Origin of the sequence: Collinsella sp. AF20-14LB (assembly GCF_003459505.1) — a bacterium.
Taxonomy (GTDB): domain Bacteria; phylum Actinomycetota; class Coriobacteriia; order Coriobacteriales; family Coriobacteriaceae; genus Collinsella.
Window position 1 is genome coordinate 23,314 of record NZ_QRWD01000001.1, and the last position, 16,955, is coordinate 40,268.

General features: G+C 54.8%; 15 protein-coding genes and 2 tRNA genes. 2 read left to right on the plus strand and 15 right to left on the minus strand.

Going from position 1 to position 16,955, the window contains the following annotated elements; genetic code table 11:
* Window positions 1-2: 2 nt before the first annotated feature.
* From DWX63_RS00120 to DWX63_RS00160, 9 genes are all read right to left on the minus strand, one after another.
* Entirely contained in the window at window positions 3-299 is a 297-nt protein-coding gene (locus DWX63_RS00120; RefSeq protein WP_168170409.1) for a hypothetical protein, read from the minus strand.
* On the minus strand, window positions 286-2,319 hold the full coding sequence (locus DWX63_RS00125; protein WP_117842413.1) for an ABC-F family ATP-binding cassette domain-containing protein: 2,034 nt from the start codon (window positions 2,317-2,319) through the stop codon (window positions 286-288). The genes DWX63_RS00120 and DWX63_RS00125 overlap by 14 nt, the downstream gene beginning before the upstream one ends.
* Window positions 2,320-2,394: 75 nt before the next feature.
* Window positions 2,395-2,467, minus strand: a tRNA-Ala gene (locus DWX63_RS00130).
* 543 nt (window positions 2,468-3,010) lie between these two features.
* On the minus strand, window positions 3,011-4,168 hold the full coding sequence (locus tag DWX63_RS00135) for a hypothetical protein (RefSeq protein WP_117767068.1): 1,158 nt from the start codon (window positions 4,166-4,168) through the stop codon (window positions 3,011-3,013).
* A 396-nt stretch (window positions 4,169-4,564) separates the two neighbouring features.
* Window positions 4,565-4,639, minus strand: a tRNA-Val gene (locus tag DWX63_RS00140).
* Window positions 4,640-4,879: 240 nt separating this feature from the next.
* Window positions 4,880-5,383: a hypothetical protein gene (locus DWX63_RS00145; RefSeq protein WP_158559567.1), complete on the minus strand. Its 504-nt coding sequence runs from the start codon at window positions 5,381-5,383 to the stop codon at window positions 4,880-4,882.
* A gap of 8 nt (window positions 5,384-5,391) precedes the next feature.
* Complete coding sequence (locus DWX63_RS00150; protein ID WP_117842415.1) at window positions 5,392-5,577, minus strand: hypothetical protein; 186 nt, start codon at window positions 5,575-5,577, stop codon at window positions 5,392-5,394.
* 11 nt (window positions 5,578-5,588) lie between these two features.
* Window positions 5,589-6,278 (minus strand): helix-turn-helix transcriptional regulator, encoded by a 690-nt coding sequence (locus tag DWX63_RS00155; protein WP_117842416.1) that lies wholly within the window; start codon window positions 6,276-6,278, stop codon window positions 5,589-5,591.
* The gene (locus DWX63_RS00160) at window positions 6,259-6,927 is read right to left on the minus strand and encodes a DUF3990 domain-containing protein (protein WP_117842417.1); all 669 of its coding nucleotides are present in this window, start codon (window positions 6,925-6,927) and stop codon (window positions 6,259-6,261) included. Before DWX63_RS00160 ends, DWX63_RS00155 begins: the two co-directional genes overlap by 20 nt.
* 648 nt (window positions 6,928-7,575) lie before the next feature.
* Between DWX63_RS00160 and DWX63_RS00165 the strand changes: the two genes are divergently transcribed.
* Window positions 7,576-8,565: a hypothetical protein gene (locus DWX63_RS00165; RefSeq protein ID WP_117842418.1), complete on the plus strand. Its 990-nt coding sequence runs from the start codon at window positions 7,576-7,578 to the stop codon at window positions 8,563-8,565.
* Entirely contained in the window at window positions 8,549-9,298 is a 750-nt protein-coding gene (locus DWX63_RS00170) for a hypothetical protein (RefSeq protein WP_117842419.1), read from the plus strand. The genes DWX63_RS00165 and DWX63_RS00170 overlap by 17 nt, the downstream gene beginning before the upstream one ends.
* A 281-nt stretch (window positions 9,299-9,579) precedes the next feature.
* Here the strand turns inward: DWX63_RS00170 and DWX63_RS00175 are convergent, their stop codons facing one another.
* From DWX63_RS00175 to DWX63_RS00200, 6 genes are all read right to left on the minus strand, one after another.
* The gene (locus DWX63_RS00175) at window positions 9,580-9,858 is read right to left on the minus strand and encodes a hypothetical protein (protein ID WP_117842420.1); all 279 of its coding nucleotides are present in this window, start codon (window positions 9,856-9,858) and stop codon (window positions 9,580-9,582) included.
* A 443-nt stretch (window positions 9,859-10,301) separates the two neighbouring features.
* Window positions 10,302-11,201, minus strand: a complete 900-nt coding sequence (locus DWX63_RS00180; RefSeq protein WP_117842421.1) for an Abi family protein — start codon at window positions 11,199-11,201, stop codon at window positions 10,302-10,304.
* 295 nt (window positions 11,202-11,496) lie between these two features.
* Window positions 11,497-12,585, minus strand: a complete 1,089-nt coding sequence (locus tag DWX63_RS00185; protein ID WP_117842422.1) for a hypothetical protein — start codon at window positions 12,583-12,585, stop codon at window positions 11,497-11,499.
* Window positions 12,586-12,801: 216 nt separating this feature from the next.
* Window positions 12,802-13,170, minus strand: a complete 369-nt coding sequence (locus tag DWX63_RS00190) for a DUF86 domain-containing protein (protein ID WP_158559568.1) — start codon at window positions 13,168-13,170, stop codon at window positions 12,802-12,804.
* Window positions 13,157-13,456, minus strand: coding sequence for a nucleotidyltransferase family protein (locus DWX63_RS00195; protein ID WP_117842424.1), 300 nt, complete (start codon window positions 13,454-13,456; stop codon window positions 13,157-13,159). Before DWX63_RS00195 ends, DWX63_RS00190 begins: the two co-directional genes overlap by 14 nt.
* A gap of 264 nt (window positions 13,457-13,720) precedes the next feature.
* Window positions 13,721-16,795, minus strand: coding sequence for a metallophosphoesterase (locus DWX63_RS00200; RefSeq protein WP_117842425.1), 3,075 nt, complete (start codon window positions 16,793-16,795; stop codon window positions 13,721-13,723).
* Window positions 16,796-16,955 lie beyond the last annotated feature (160 nt).

Below are 16,955 nucleotides of genomic sequence, written 5' to 3' on the forward strand. Positions count from 1 at the left end.
CCCTAGCGGACGCGGCGCGAGGCGCGCGTGAGCAGGTAGTCGATCACAAACAGGATCACGGCGACGATGGCGTAATCCAGGCGGAACACGCCGCCAAAGGGCGACGTGATGACGCCATAGCCGGCGATGGCGCTCGGCAGTGCGCGCGAAAGCTCAACGACAAAGCCTACGATCTGCAGCTTGGCGGTGAGGCCGCTAAAACACAGCAGCACGGTCATCGCGCTCATAAAGATGCCGCAGATGCGACAGGCGATGGCGATGATGCTCATCGCCACGGCAGCGGCCTTACGAGAGTTCACGCGCGGTCTCCTCTTCGATCTGGGTGGAAAGCTCCAGCCATTCGTCCTCGAGCTTGGGTAGCTCTTGCTTAAGGCCGTTATATTCCCCCAGCGCGGCGTTGAACTTGTCTTGATCGGCATAAAGCTCTTCGCTTGCCATCAATTCCATAAGCTCGTCATAGCGGGCGCGCTTTTTGTCGAGCTCCGTCTCGATCTTCTTGAGCTGGTTACGCACGCCCTTGAGCTTTTTGTTGAGCGCAGCGCGGGCTTGGGCCTCGGCGCGCTTTTGCTCCTTGGTCTTTTTGCCCTCAGCAGGCTTGGGGGCGGCGACGGGGGTGTCGGCCTGGGCGGCGCTGGCCTTGGTGGACTTGGTCGTGGCCGGCGCGCTCTCCGTGGACGCCTCGGCGGCGGCGCGGGCTGCGAGGTCCTCGCGCTTGTAGAGGTAGTAGTCGTAGTCGCCGTCGTAGACCGTGACTTGGCCGTCGCGGATGTCGATGACGCGGTTGGCCACGGCGCGCACCAGGTGTTCGTCGTGGCTGATCAGCACGATGGTGCCGGGGAAGTTTTGCAGGGCGTTCTCGAGCATGTCCACCGAGTCGATGTCTAGGTGGTTGGTGGGCTCGTCCAGGCACAGGAGCGCCTCGGGGGCCACGAGCATCTTGGCCAGGGCCAGACGCGCTTTTTCGCCGCCGGAGAGGACGCGAACCTGCTTCTCGATGGAATCGTTGTCGCTAAACAGGAAGGCGCCCAGTAGGCTGCGCTGCTGTGGCACGGTCCACTTGGGCGTGACGGTGTCGATCTCTTGCAGGACGGTGTTGGACTCGGTCATGCCCTCGAGTGCGTGCTGGGCGTAGTAGGCCACGCCCACGTTGGTGCCCAGGTCCCGGGTGCCGGTGGTGGGCGGCTCCAGGCCGGCGAGGATCTTCATGAGCGTGGACTTGCCAGCGCCGTTGGGGCCGACGAGCGCCACGTGCTCGCCGCGGTAGAGCTTGAGGTCGATGTCGCTGTAGATGTGCTTGTTGCCGTAGGACTTGGAGACGCCCTCCAGGCCCACGACCATGTCGCTGGAGCGCGGCGGGTCGGGGAACTTAAAGTCGATGTGCTTGTGGCCCTCGGGTAGGATGACAAGCTCCTTTTTGATCTGCTCGATCTTGCGGATGCGCTCCTGGGCCTGGGCTGCCTTGGTGGGCTTGTAGCGGAACTTGTCGACGAAGACCTGCATGTGGGCGATGTCGCGCTCCTGGGCGGCGCGCTTGGCGCGCATCTGCTCCAGGTTGTCCTCGCGCTGCTTGAGGTAGCTGCTGTAGTTGCCGGTGTAGGTGGTCACGCGGCGGTTCTCGAGGGCGGCGACGTGGTCGACGCAGGCGTCCATGAAGGCGCGGTCGTGGCTGACGATGAGGACGGCGCCGTCGTAGTTGGCGATAAAGCCGCGCAGCCACTGGACGCTTTCGAGGTCCAGGTGGTTAGTGGGCTCGTCCAGAAGCAGCAGGTCGGGATGGCGCAGGAAGAGCTTGGCGAGCGCGATGCGCATCTGCCAGCCGCCCGAGAACTCGGAGCACGGGCGCTCAAAGTCGGTGACCTTAAAGCCCAGGCCGGACAGGATTTTGCGGGCGTTGCTCTCGAGCTCGTAGCCGCCCAGGTGCTCAAAGCGGTCCTGGACCTGGCCGTACTCGTTGAGGAGTGCGTCGACGTCCTTGCCCTGCTCGGAGAGCTCGGTGATTTGGGCCTGCAGCTCGTTAGCGCGCTCGCCCATGCGGCGGATTTCCTTGGCGGCGGCCATGACCTCGGCAAGGATGGTGGTGTCCTTGTGCTCCAGATTAGTTTCCTGCTCTAGGTAGCCCACCTGGCAGTCCTTGGCGTACTGGACCTGGCCGGCGTCGGGGCTGTCGATGCCCATGATGATTTTGAGCATGGTGGTTTTGCCGGCGCCGTTAGGGCCCACGAGCGCGAAGCGCTCGCCGGGGTTGATCTGGAAGGACGCGCCGCTAAAGAGGACGCGCGCGCCGAAGCTTTTTTCGATCTTGTCGACCAGGAGGATCATGCTGCCGCCTTTGACCTTGTGTTCCTATATGAAAAAAGGCCCCAACTTGCGTTGGAGCCTCATTCAATGCTCGGGTGGAGACGAGGGGGATCGAACCCCTGACCTCTTGACTGCCAGTCAAGCGCTCTCCCAGCTGAGCTACGCCCCCGTGCGAAAAAGTACTATACGGGAACTCCCCCGCCGATGCAAGGACAATTTCGGAAAAACTTTCGCCCCGCGCGGCGTGGGAACGCAGCCGGCCGCGGATGCAGGCGCGGGAACGGGCCCCGAAGCCCCGCGATGCCCTTTCCGCCCGCGGGGACGCGCCCCGCGGGCGGCGGCCACGCCGCCGCCCTCCTCCCCGGCGCCCTCGGGACATCTCGAATCCCGCCGTCCGCCGTTTATCGCCTCCGCAGCGCGGTCCGCCATCCGCCCAACGGCCGTCCCGCCGGCGCCGGGCCCACTATCGGGTCCAGCCGCGCCCCCGCCCGCCCGGCGATTTCAAAACCATGCCGGTTTACGGGGCCAGGCCGGGAAGCCCCGAGCATGCCGCAATCGGCAAAATCAAAACCGCAGGTAGGCGACTTGCGCATTCCGTGAAATGCAGGGTATGGACGGCCGGTCCGGGTCCAGCCCCGTAATCCGACATAGTTTTGAAATGACACTAATTCACTGGCAACTAAACTAGATTGTTCTAGTTCCTTATCGCCGGCTAATTTCCGATGTCCATCCAGTTGCACAAAACATTTGCTCGCAGTCGCGTCTCGGCGCACTTCATTGCCTCGGATTTGGCTTTATATCGAATCCCCAAACGGCTGCAAACGCTTTTGACTATGATGTCTAGCTGCTTTTTGTCGTTAAGCATATCGTGGGTTACCAGGAACACGTCGAAACCCATGCTCTGAAGCGCAGTCATACGCTCCGCATCGTGGTCAAGTACCGCGCCTGATCCATGGATGACTTCACCTTGGATCTCGATAATTACTGCCTTCATTAGCATTGGGTTTACAATCACGATGTCCCCGTAGCAGACCTTTTGACCTGCGATGCTTTGGGCAGCCTCGGATAGAGGGGTTAAATCGTTGAGGTACACGTATCTGAATCCTGAACCACCTAGACGTCGAGAACGACTTAGGAGCAGGACCCCCGCAACCTCGAGTGGAGATGCAGCAATGCCGATAACCTGCTGAGCGGCATCATAAAACTGCTTTCCCCACATTTGACTTTTGACCTTGTCGGCGAAACGATGCAGGTCGCTCAGTTCGATGAGCGGCTTTCTCATCCAAAGAGAAGTACCTTTGAGTTTCGTAACCTCTCTTCCATCCTCACGCTTGCTTGTTTGGCCATCACTATCTGGGTCCTTTACGGTTGCGCGGGCATAAACTCGTTTCCAGGGAATCTCGTCTTCGCCTTCTCCAAGTTCGAACAGATCCTGCGTGCTGGAATTGCGATTCTTTTCTACCGCCAGTTTTAACTGCATTTCGGCAGCGGGAGCCGGCTCGAAAACAGAAAACCAGCCGCAAAGTTCGTACATAGCCAGTACGAGATCTATTTGAGACACAAAGCGTGTCATAGTAAATAACGTGTTTAGCGGATTGGTGACACTAAAGCCAAAATGAGTGTCGATTGTTGTGCCGGCATCCGATGCCCCATCCCAGCGAATTGTAGAGCGCAATCCCGAGTGGTGATTACAACAACCTGGCGAAGCAACAGCGATGATCGGGGTCTTGAGGACGTCGGTTACGAAAGGGGCTTGGGATAGAGCTCGCCAACCGTCTTCGGTGTTGGGCAGGCGCGGGTAGAGGTCGCGCACTTGCGGTGGGCAGCGCCAGTAGCGGAATGCGGTGTTTGCGCAGACGATTTCGTCCATTTGCGCCTCCCCTGGTATCGGCCATAGGCTGTGCGGATTGCGGACATCGCCGATTATCTACTGGGGCATCATGCGGGTAAGTACCGGAAGCTGACCAAACGCTGACCAAAAGCTTGACGAGTTCTGTCGAAAATCCCTCGTGTGACAGAAATCCGCTGGAAGGAGCTCTGGGCGTGTGGTCCCCGTCTCCACATTTGTGCTCGGATCATATGAGTAATTCAATGAAATTACGCATGCTTTTTATGCAAAACGTGCAATGACGTCAGCAAAAAAGGTTGCGATATAAAATGACGCCTTAGACGACTACGATTAATTTTTTGGTGTCAGTTTTGGTGTCACCCTTGGTGTCAAAAAGAAAAAGGCCAGAGGCTTAACACCTCTGACCTCCGCTTTAGATGGTGGGCGATACAAGATTCGAACTTGTGACCCCATCCGTGTGAAGGATATGCTCTACCCCTGAGCCAATCGCCCGTCGCCTTTCGGCAAAAGAGATACTATCATAGCCTCGCGTGGTTTACCAACAACTTTTTGCCCCCGATTTTAAATTCGTGGGCACATGCCGTTCCATCACAAACAAGGCGCCCGGCAAACCAGCAGCTCAACCACCCTTTATCGCTTGATCCACGAGGTCTCGGGGCGGCTGCACGGGGTGCTGGGGATCTCCATGTGGTGTCCAATCAATTCAATAACCGTCGTGCAGATGCTTTGATTCTATACGTGCGACGGGTCGCCTATGCCCGCAATGCAACCGCGGCGCAGATCCTCGGCGAGCCCGCTGGTCGTACGGTTTCCGGATACGAGGTCCTGGATCCAGGCGTAGTACTGGTTGTCTTTAGGCTCGGGGCTGTCGGACAGCACGACCGGAGTGCCTGCGAACCTTAAGACGGACAATGCATAGACAAGGCTGGTACGTTTGTTACTGTCCTCGAAGATGTGGTCCTTGACCATGTGCTCTGCCACGTAGGTGACCTGGTCAAAGATGTCTGCGAAGCGATCGGCCGGCGATTGACCGAATATTGTACAGAATGCACCCGCAAGTACGGACTCGACGCGTCCAAGCTCAAGCGCTGCCCGGTCGCCTGTGGCGTCGGTTGTATAGCAGCGCCCGACCGTCATCAGCGTGCTGCGTAGGCGCATCACGACCACGGCCATAGCTTCGAGCGAACCGGTATCATCGAGCACAAGCGGCGCGAACGGATGAGCGCTCCGCTGCATAGCCGCCATCATGAGTTCTCCAAGAGCCTGAGCGCGTTGGGCATGCCCGCTATGGTCTGCCGAATAGCTTCGTCGATTGACGTGACGCCGTCGAGCAAAATCGGAGATGCTGAATTTACCTCGAGCGCAGATGAATGATCTTCTTGAGCAACGCAATCAGCTCCGTCATCTTGTTGAACGTAGTTCCAAGGCATGTCTGCCTCCTCTATAGCCTTTCGGACGGAATAGCCCGCGAGTCGTACTCCAGGGCGATCGGTTGCCAGACGAGGTCTTCGATGGCACAGCTTAGGGTGTTTGCGAGCGCCAATGCCGAAGAGACCGAGGCGCGGCGTAAATCCAGCTGATTCTGTTCGTAGAGCTGTATAGCGCGAAGTTTAACCCCCGATTGGGCGGCCAGCTGTTTTTGCGTTAGGCCGGCCGCCTTTCGTGCCGCTTTGAGGCTCTTTTTGTCTGCCTGGGCTTTGTTCCATTTATCGATGACAATCTGGGCGAACTTGTCTTTGGAGGCCTCGTGAAGCGGATGGTACGAGCCGATAATCCAATCGAGTGGAGCGACTTCGAGTAGCTCATTAAAGCCCAAACTGCACATCCATTGCGCATAGGCCAAAACCCAGCCCGCCCAATACTGAGGTGAACGGTCGAACGGATAGCTCTCCCTACATTCTGCGGGTTTCAGTCCTGCACTGGCAATTATTTCACGCGCAAGTTCGTCACCCGACATGCCGCAGACAACGCGCGCCACACCACGCTCGAATTGCCTCATCTCGAGAGAATTCAATAGGATTGTCGTTAGTTCGACAGGACTCAGCCCTTGGTCACAGAGGGCAAAATCGACCGCCTCGCCCAGCGTTCTCATGGCATCCTCGAGATACATCTCACTGTAGGCGTGGGTCATCGCCCGTCATCCCCTCTCGAATGATATCGACGATACGAATTCCCTCAAACGGGTTTTCGGCAAGCAATTCCCGATACTGCACCCTTGCCGCTTCATCTCGCTCCTTGGCCAATGGACCATACAGAGCTTGTGGCGCACGTTCAAAAACGGCAAAACGAATGCTCTTAAACGCGCGCTCGCTTTTGAGCACAATCTGCTCTCCCAGGTTGCCGAGCTTCATGGCCCGACCCAACTGCTCAACGGTGATTGTGTTGTTCACAAAAGCTCTGGCATAGCTAAAGTACGAGTCGTCCGCGCGCCATCCCCTTATCACGTCGCAAACGCTCGTGTCAGGTAGAAAATGATCGTGGAGATATTCGCACGCCCCCACGGCGATAGCGGTGTCCTTGCGAAAAGAACGATGCTCTACAAGCAACGCTATCCAATGCAGAACTGAATATTGCGGCGATAGCAGGTCGAGTACCTTGAGATCGGCCATGTCGAGTTCATATCGATTTGCAAAGCCGTCTGCGTCCCTAGAGCATGCCCATTCCCTTGCAAGGTCGAGGCTCTCTGTGCAATAGAATCCCTGTCCATAGTCGTTATGGACTGTCCCCAGGCCAATCTGGGGAGTCTCAATGATCTTCTGAGAACCATACCACAGTTCCACGCGAGTCTCCTAACAGGTATCGCCCTAGCGATAGTATAGCAAACTATCGCTAGGACGATACCTGTATTCAGAGAGCAAAAGGGTGTATGGAACCGAGTTTGAGTTCAATACCGGCTTCTAAGACTCTCCGAGTCCGGAAGTATGCGGCAAAATTCAGACTTGTTGACCACGCTGGAGCACATCAACGCTTCTACCTGCGGCTTCTTTGCGCCAAAAGGGCGGTGTGGTCGGGGGTTCCGGAATTTGCCGCATACTTCCGTTTTGAGAATTCGGAAATGCGGGGAAAACCGAGATCTGTCGACCAGACCCTGGTTTTATGCTTCCGCGACCTGCGGTTTTGTACGTAAAAATTTGGTTGCGCTCGGCGGGTTCCGATTTCTCCCACACTTCCGGAAATGAGTCACATCAACAACGGCGTTCGATTGCGATGAATGCTTTCCTAGTGCGAACAGCACCAAGGCCATGGCAATTCAGTGGCTGTCGGCGGTCTTGGCGAGTGTGGAGAACACGCCACTTGCACTCGCTTTGGGTTTTGCCGGATTTGAAACGGTAGCATACACAGGGCGTCTTTATATGTAACTTAATAGTTTGCCTTGTAACATCATTAATGTTACATTTCAAAATAGCATGTTACAAAGGAGGCGAGGCATGCGGGAATTCGTTGAGAAGATGCTGCATACGAGGGTCGAGCGTGAGCACGTTGACGTCTCGGGGCTTCCCCTGTATCTGAGGGGGTTGTACTCCCTTGAGCGGTGGACCGTCTTCGGCGTGCCGTTCGTGATGGCTTCCCCCATCGAGAACGTGACGGTGAAGACCATGGCGAAACACCGCAACACGCTGGAGACAGCTCTGGGGATTCCCGTGGCTTTCGCTCTCGAGAGCGCCACGGGCTATAGGGTCGAGCGAATGCTTGAGGCCGGCCTCGCCTTTGTAGCTACAGACAAGCAGGTGTACCTACCGTTCCTGGGAGTCGCTCTGAATGGCGGCAAAAGCCATGCGGGCGGCCGTAAGCAGGTGAGCATCGAGACGCTCTCGCCCCAGGCGCAGCGTCTCGCCATCATGGCGCTCTACGGTGAACTCGACGGAGCCAACGTAACTCAGGCGGCGAACGTTCTCGCCGTAGCAAAGATGACCGTCTCGCGCGCGTTCGATGAACTCGCTGCTGTCGACCCCTCGATCATCGTGTCCGAAGGGCGCCGACGGGTCCTACGCCCTGACCGGAATAAGATGGCGCTGTGGCGGCGGCTTGAGCCATACATGGCAAGTCCGGTCGCAAGGGAGCATCGCCTGACCCGCGTACCCGATGTGGGCCTTCCGCCAGGAGGAGTTTCGGCGCTGAGTGAGATCTCGATGCTGCAGGACGACCCCTGGCCGACTTTCACCGCGACCAAAGCGCAAGAGCGCGTCCTAGGGCTGGCGACCGATGCACGTAACGCTGAATTCGACGAACCAGAGGAGCCCGCGTGCGTAGTGCAGGTGCTGCGCTACGAGCCCGAGCCAGCGCCCGGGTGTATTGTCGACCCGCTTTCCGCCATCCTATCCCTTCCCGACGATGTGAGGGACGACCCGCGCGTCGCGGGCGAGATCGAGTACGTCCTGAATCGAGTGCTTGGGGTTGATTATGAAGGGAATCGATAAGTTCAGGGAACGCTTCGCGGGCTGCGAGGGCGAATATGTCCTAATCGGTGGCGGAGCCTGCGACCTGCTGTTCGGCGAGGTCGGGCAAGATTTCAGGGCAACGAAAGATCTCGATCTAGTCCTACTGGTGGAGGCGCTGACGCCTGAGTTCGGCCGCGTGTTCTGGGACTTTGTTCGGGAAGGCGGGTACGAGAACAAACAAAAGAGTAGCGGGAAGCCGCAGTTCTACCGGTTCTCTAAGCCGAAGGACCAGGCCTTCCCCGCCATGCTGGAGTTATTTGCACGCACCGACATCAACCTGCGCGACGGGGATTCCGGCCTTTTGCCGATACACATCGGCGAGGAGGTTTCTAGTCTTTCTGCGATTCTGCTGGACGAGGAGTACTACAAATTGCTCGTGGAGAACAGAGTATCGGCGGGCGGCGTCGCTGTCCTGTCGATCGAGGGACTAATCCTCTTCAAAGCAAAGGCGTGGCTCGACCTGTCTGCCAAGCGTGCAGATGGAAAGGCAGTCGATGAGAAGAGCGTAAAGAAGCACCGTAACGACGTCTGCCGCCTCGCCACCTTGCTCGCGGGCAACGAGCGTCCCGCCATGAGCGAGGGTGTTCTTGCTGACATGAGGCGCTTCATGGAGGCCTACGAATCGGACCCCGTCGATCCCAAAACAATCAGGATCAAGGGTGTTGGGGCGCAACAGGTCGTTGAGGTGCTGAAGGACGTTTACTTGCGATAACACGTATACATGACGCGCCTTCAACCAGAACGATTGAAGGCGCCTTCTCCGCGAGCATTGTTTTGATTGCGTTGGTCGTGCTCTGCGACCAAGGTCTTCTCGGTAGGCTTTCTTTTGATTTCGTTGGTCGCGCCTTACGACCAAATTCTGGGACAAGCATATAAATAACTGGAAAACGATGCAAGACGAGTCAAGAAGCCCTGCAATCGCGCTCGTTAACCTAAGGCGGCAAGCTGTTGGTAGGCGAGATCATGGGTTATTTGCCGTTCAACAGTAGAACGTCAGAGGGCCAGTTCCGAAACCGCCGTTCCGGCTTTCTGGCGTTCGGCGAGTTCGAAGATAAGTGGGGCGTTTGGTCTAACAAATTCTGTCAAGAAATTGAGGTCATCAGCAGAAAAGCCTTCGACGTTGAACCATTTGACCGCAGGCAAGAAGCATTCCGCATGGTCAAAGCCAAAGTCAACCGGGCGCTCGACGACTCCGCGAACGGTTCCGTCTTCTCTTGTCTCTGAGTAGGCAAACTGGGTGCCATCATTAAGCTGAACGTAGCTCCATAACACGACTGCCTCCTTAGTGTTTATATCCAAGTATAAAGAGCAGACTAGATGTAACGCGGCGTGAATTGAATTATTCCTATAAGACACGAACTCTGACAACAGGCCATCTCCGAAAGTGCGGGGAAACCGAGATCTGCCGACCAGACCCCAGTTTCGAGCTTCCGCGATCTGCTGTTTTGTTGCTAAAAATCAGTTTGTGCTCGGCGGTTTAAAATTTTTACCCGCACTTCCGAAAATCGGGCCATTCAGCAACGATATGCGGTGCCCAAGAGTGCTATGCCAGGTAAGAAGAGCGTTAAGAAAAATGCGCCCGAGCCAGCCGACCCCCCGCCTTGCATCCATTATGGCAACCGATAACCACAACGCGCCTGAACCAAGGGATTGACGCTCAATTCCGTCGTCAATAATTTCCTAAAACAAGTGATTTACTTTTAGGCGGGTCGAATCTAAATTTTATACCTAGTTATCTTTTTCCATTCGGCTGGGAAACCCATGGCATCAAGGAGGCGCTCCTCGCCGATGCTCTCATCCAATGACAAGTATCCGTTAACGCACTTGACGAGCTTGGCCTTGAATGTCTTGAACTCGTCGTCGCGAAGGAGGTATCGAAGGGTGATCACTGCCGAGAAAACGTCTACCTTGCCGCAAGCGTAATCCGGCCCAATCTTTTCGATGCCGAGCTTGGCGTGCAAGACCGTGTCAGGAATCTCGACGTGACACCTGTGGGAGAAGAGACGCTCTCCATGCGCGCAGACGTTCCTGTAGAGGGCGAGTACGCGGATAAACGACGAGAGTTCTTTCGGGTTTCCGACCCCGAACCTCTTAGCAATCTTGGCCTTCTCGCTGTCCCTGAGCGCCGTGAGCATTTTTGAAGTCTGTCCGAAGGTCATGGCGTTCACGGCGACCCATAGAGGCACGTTCTTATATGCCCCGCGGTAGTAGGAAAGGTATTCGTGGCTGGTATCCTTGTTGGCGATATAGTCAAGCATGTTCAGCAGCTTTGGGAGAACTCGCTTCGCGCTCTTCGACGTCGCGTAGCAGCGGGCGTCTAGATACTTGCTCTGGGACTCGCCATATGCAGCGCAGAACTCGTAGGCCAGCGCCGACCTGATCTTCGCCTCGACCTTGAGCAGCGCATCGAGCATTATCTCCCTAAGCTCGACGTCGAACTCGTAAAGCGCTAGGATGTCTCCAAAAGTGGCACCTTCGCGGTATACCCGGGTGCTCGGGCCGCGGAAAAACGACTGGTAGCCGTTCACGACCGGGAAATAGCCGATGTCCGCAAGCACCCTTCGGCAAACCTCTTCGTCCTCGATTCTGAGGCCGGAGCTTCTGAGCTTCTCCATCTGCTACTGGTAGGTAAGGAATTCTTTGGGCATCGTCGCTCTTCCCGAAAATAAAAGGGGAACCCGCAGGCTCCCCTCCGGTTCCAGGCATCGAAAGTTTCTGGACCCTAATCACTGTAATGATACTATTTTCAAACTTGCGCGCTGTCAAGCACATGCACTGAGTATCCACCGGCACACATTACCAGCACGTCCGGCATTGCTCGCATGAAAAAGGCAACACTCCTTCACTGAAAGCGTTGCCTCTAAAGCGTCTGCAGAACTCCTACATTTAAGCCAGATGTTCCTCGCCACATCAGCAACAATGTGAGGTGGTGAGGAACGCTGTGCCAAGCAGAAATAGCGTTAGGGACACGGCGATCCAATTTGTGTCGCTGGTTTTGGGAAGCGACAAGGAGGTCTTGGTGGCGGCCTTGGGCTTAGAGGCCTTGGTGGCCGTGGTCTTGGCCACAGCGGTCGTGGTCACCGTCTTAGTCGCGGCCGCGGGCTTCAGCATGGGAATCGTCGACGGATCCGTAGCTTGCTCGACGGTAGCGGGGTCAGCGCCAGGGGCGGACAGACCATCGCCCGGCACATCGGGCCCACCGGTCTCCCCCGCCGGCGTCGTTGCATCTACGGGCTCGATCGTCACACGCGATGCCACGGACCCGTCGGCAGCCACCACGCCGCCTGTGCCAAAGGCCCCGCCCGCAGGCGCCACAAAGCGCGCGGTTGCAAGCGACCCGCCCAGACAGGCGACGCCGGCGTCGGCGCCCGACGCATCCAGCCAGGACGCATCGATGGTAAGCTGCCCGGCCGCGCCACCGCCGGCAGCCCCGCCCAGCAGACACACACCATAGGCGCGCACGCCCGCCCCGGAGCCCGCGCCCGCGGCGACAGCGCGCCCACCGTCGCGAACGGCAAGACCGTCCGCGATCACGCCGGCCACCCGCGCATCCGCGATGCCGGCGCCGTCGGCCCGCGCGTCAACCTTGCAGCCGTCTACCGCGAGCGTCCCCGACACGTAGATCCCGCACTGCGAGCCCGTGGCCACCAGCGAACCAGTGCCGCGGAGCGTCAGATCGCCCCACACCTCCATGCCGCAACGCGAGATATCCACGTCGGGCGCGCTCGTCTCGACAACAGTGTTCTGCCCGGTCAGCGTCACCACCAGGTCGCCGACGGCGCCGATGGCCTTGCCCGTGTAGCCGTTAAGCTCCAGGTGGTCGGCATCTGTCCAGGCCCACCCGGGGCCCGACGCGCCCGGCTCGTAGTACGTGGCGCCCGCGATGAACAGGCTGTCCGCGCCCGCGGCATAAGAAGGCCCGCCCAGCAAAACGCATAGGCAGGCCATGGCAGTAAACAGAATGTAGTGATGGCTGGTGTGGAACGCGGTGGCAAACATGACCGCTCCGATCTTCGCAAGAGTCAATGGAGACTGCGCCAGAAAACTACCTGGTAGCAGCAGTTATTAGTGTAGCGAGATCGGGAGAGTGGCGAACGAATTACCTGTAAGCGAACCCGGTAATTAGGCGTAAATCGTTTTGCCAATCGGTGAAAGGAAGCTAAGTTCGACGAAGCTCCGTAGACTGTCGAGGGCAAAGCGACAGCCAACGACACATCAGCTCTGACGCTCCTTAAAGATTCGCAAAGCTTTCTCTAGCTCGGGAATATCATCGACGATTACTTTCCAAGCAAGGGATCGATCAACCTCTCGATAACCATGAGCTACGAAGTTGCGAAAACCCCTAATATCATTCCAGGGATACTCCGGAAAAGCTGATTGGACCTCATCAGATAGATGGAGTGCGTCCTCGGCGATTCTGTAAACAGGGCTCATGATCGCGTCGTAGGCAAGTTCGCCTTCCTCGCTCCTATCGCAAACAAAGGAACTCTCCGTAGAGCCAAAATGGCCGATACGTTTAGCCAGCGTCTCGCAATCAGACAGAATGACATCGATGAGCTCAGCGTCTCGCTTACGCCGCTTCATAAAGACGCACCTCATCCTGTTCAATGTTTTTGCGGAAAGCCGGACGCATGTGCTCAGGCGGATTAGTCACAATCTCAACCTTTCGCCCGAGCTCCTCTTCAAGTTCAAGGGAGATTTCGTATAACGTGCCAAACGTCATGCTGTCTCCGCAAACGAGGCGCAAATCGATATCACTATCTGGCGTCTGCTCGCCGCGAGCAAAAGAACCAAAAAGATACGCCTCGCGGACATCGTAGCGAGACAGTACGCGAGAAACAGCGGCAGATATGTCGACAAAAGTGATCATGGCTCAATTTTACTTTCCGATTGTATGGAAGGCAATTCTAACGTGTCTACTCAGCAGGCCGTCGTAATTAGATGTTGAGTCAGATAGTAAGTTGAATCACCTCATGCGTCGGAGCTTTCAGAAGTCGTGTCGTTTTGATCGACATTGTTGTCAGGGCGATCAGATACCTCCGTTGCCATAGACATGAGTCTTCGCAGCGCCTAGCGAGAAAGGCTTACACCAACATTCTCGACACTACCCATCATATATATGCAAATACCTTGCTCATGAGGCCCCGCAATCGCCGTTTCGGTTTTCCGCGGTACTCTGCCTATTTCTCGCAATTAGCGATTTTGGCGAATCACAAAAGAAGATCTTTTTGCTTGCTTTTTGCAGCGTGCTTGGCTTGATGTTTGGCGTATTGATGATGTGTTTGTTCGTTATTACCTGAATGCAAAGAATCTCGAAACGCCTGTTCTCCTTCTGCGCTTTTTCCATTAACGTTACTGCTTGGTCTATATAATCCTCTGAAGAGAATGTGGAGTTTTCCATCATCATGAGACGCTGAATTCGATACGTCGAGCACTCTTGTTCGCGTGTGCTGAGTAGCTTAACGGTATCTCCTGTAGAACAATAATATGAAGCTTGGTCGTAAACGCTGAGACAGGTGGCAATTCCAACCTTGTATAGGATATCTTTCAGCTCGTCTTTTGTGATATTCGATAGGCTGCCATCCTCAGAAATAATCTCAAGCAATTGGTCGATTATTTCGTCATAGTTTTCATCTGTTTTGTGCAGCATTCCGAAAATAATTCTGTTGGGCAATTCATAAAGAGCCTTAATTGTCTGGTATTTTTCAATTTTGGGTGTTGTTGCAAAATGCATGACGAATGATTTTCCAGCTATTTCGAGATACTTAAGCGCGCGCAGTATTCTATTGCTGTTGGTGAGCCGGTCCTTTTCGTCGTAGTCGTAAAGGCCGGCATATTCCAGTAGGCCTTCTTCCTGGCGCTTATTGGATATCTCTTCCTCGCACTGTGAAACCATATTGTCAGCAGCGTGTCGATCGTCCTCGTTTGCCATATTTATTTTTGCATATTGACCGGTAGTCAAAAAGCGAATGTTTTTCGCTTCAACGGAAAACTCCTCGAACGGGGAGAGTGCTTCTTCTGCGCAAGAGAGAAGCTTTCCTGCAAAGCTAGAATTATTTCGCAGATACGATAAGAAGAGAAGAATATTCTCATTGATGTTGAAGCAGATGTTCTCGACCAGGTAATCTACGTCACCGTGTATATCATCTCCCTTATCTTTCATAAGGTTAATTCGCCTTGCGACAAAGTAAGCGAAGACAGTGTTAGAAATGAAATAGTAGCATGGTGCCGTCTCCCCCATGCGTATTATGTCTGCTTCGCATGCGAGCTCAACGAAATCTCTTGGGCAGCTTTCGAGGGCATACTCATCAGCGTATTGCTGGATTTTATCGAAAAGGGTGCTGGCCTCAATTGTGGCGTTTTTGGCTTTATGCATGCGGTACGCGATCTCGCCTAGAAGCGCGAGGGCTTCGCGGACCCCGCCCTCCTTTGTCGCTCCGTATTTCGATTTGCTCCATGCTTGTCTTAGCCGGTTTACAATATTAGCTTCGAAGATTTCGTTAAAAGGAATTGTCTTTTCCCTGCCTGTAGGGTTTTTATCGGCATAGTAGATGACACTTTGAAGGATGAACTCCGGGCTGAGGGAGAAGATGTCGCTATGCGAATGGACAGCCCTATCGATTGCTCCAATAACCCCCTGGATATTATTGGGTGCAACATGTAGTTCTCGACATGTGTTGTATACCAGCTCGTCCCTTTTACCTTTAAAGAAGTTTTTGATGCTATAGGTGACTATGGCATCGTCGTCCCCCAATTCTCTCCGAACATCTTCGATGATGCCTGTGTCGATTTTTTGAGATGAAGTAAGGACGACGCAACCGACATTGTTCAGGGCCTCTCGAATGAACGCTGCATCTGATCCGTTGCGTTTTAGTCTGTCGAAATCATCGATAAATAGGACTTTCTTCTGGATGGAAGATTGTTTAAATCTCGCTGAGGCTGACTCATTACGGCCGTATTGCTCTCCAATCAAGTCGTCAAAAAGATACTTAATTGATGGTCTACTATTGCTTTCGCCAAGAAATAGCGGGCTGTAGCCTTGGGCGATACTTGAATTGTACAGATGCATTAAGAGCGCCGTTTTACCCGAACTTTTTGAGCCAACGATATTAAGGCATGGGTTTGTGCTGATGAAATCAAAGAACTCACTGTCTGACGCGATGACGGGAAAGGGGCCATCGTCAACATGAATGCTGGTTTCAAGGACTGGAAAAACGAAATAGCTTTCCAATGGGGCGTTGATGAGGTTGAAGTTTGGTTTCAGCGCTTCTATGAATTCTGTATTGGGAATGGCTTGACCAGGTGTTTTCGGTCTCAAAGTCATTAATTCACGGTTGTGTTCGGTGTATATGGAACATTGCCTGTCCCAAATGAAGTAAATTGTTGTGAGCAGCATCGTCTCAGAGTTGTAATGTAGTAGCGAGAATGACGACTCGTCGTATGATGAGGTACTTATAACACCGCCCCTTGAAACGGTTAAGTGCTGTCTATTACTATTTGTATACGACTCGGCGAAGCCATCGTGCTCATGTCCTATAAACAAAATGTCGCAATGCTCATACAGTCGCTGCTCGAGACGTCTTTTCGATTCATCGTCGAACCACTCACAGCCATGGTGCATTATTACAATATTGAGATTCGTATTGCTACTTTTCTCAATTGAGCATATCGCTCTTTCGGGAAGGTAATGTATCTCTTTGTCTGTTCGCTCTCTGGTTGAAAACGGAGCACTATTGAGCATCGTCGCCTTGATGCAGTAGGCTTGATCCCCGATGTCGAATTGTTCAGTGGAATCCGAGTATTCACTGCGAAAGAGGCGGTGCTCGTTTGCGAACTCGAAAAATGGATCCATTTTCTCGAGTTCATGCGCGTATGCGTCATCCAAGGAATTGCGTTTTCTTTCGATTAGCATTTCTGCAGTCGGGGAGCCTTGCGGTATCGAGATATCATGATTTCCTGGAACAAAGAGAATCCCTGGTTTTATTCCTTTGGAACGAAACCCGCAAATCAAATCATCGATCAGGCGTTTTGCGACGTGATACTCGGCTGCACTTCCTGATTTCGCAAGGTCGCCAGAAATTATGAGGAATGCGCAGTCGAACGGTAATTCGCATGGAACAGTATCGACGATTCGGCGAATCTTATCCGATGAGTAGTCGTGGTTCACCTGAAGGTGAATATCGCTGAGATGGAGAAAGAGAACCTGCATTTCGCCCTCCGTTGTACCTTATCTAAATCCGCGCCGCACGGACGCAGACAAACGCTCTGATGTTGATTGTACAGGATGCAGCCATTAGAGGATAAAAGCCGACCCTTTTGGTCGATATCGCTGTCTGAGTGCTCCCCGGAATGCGCTCACGAAGCTTCTA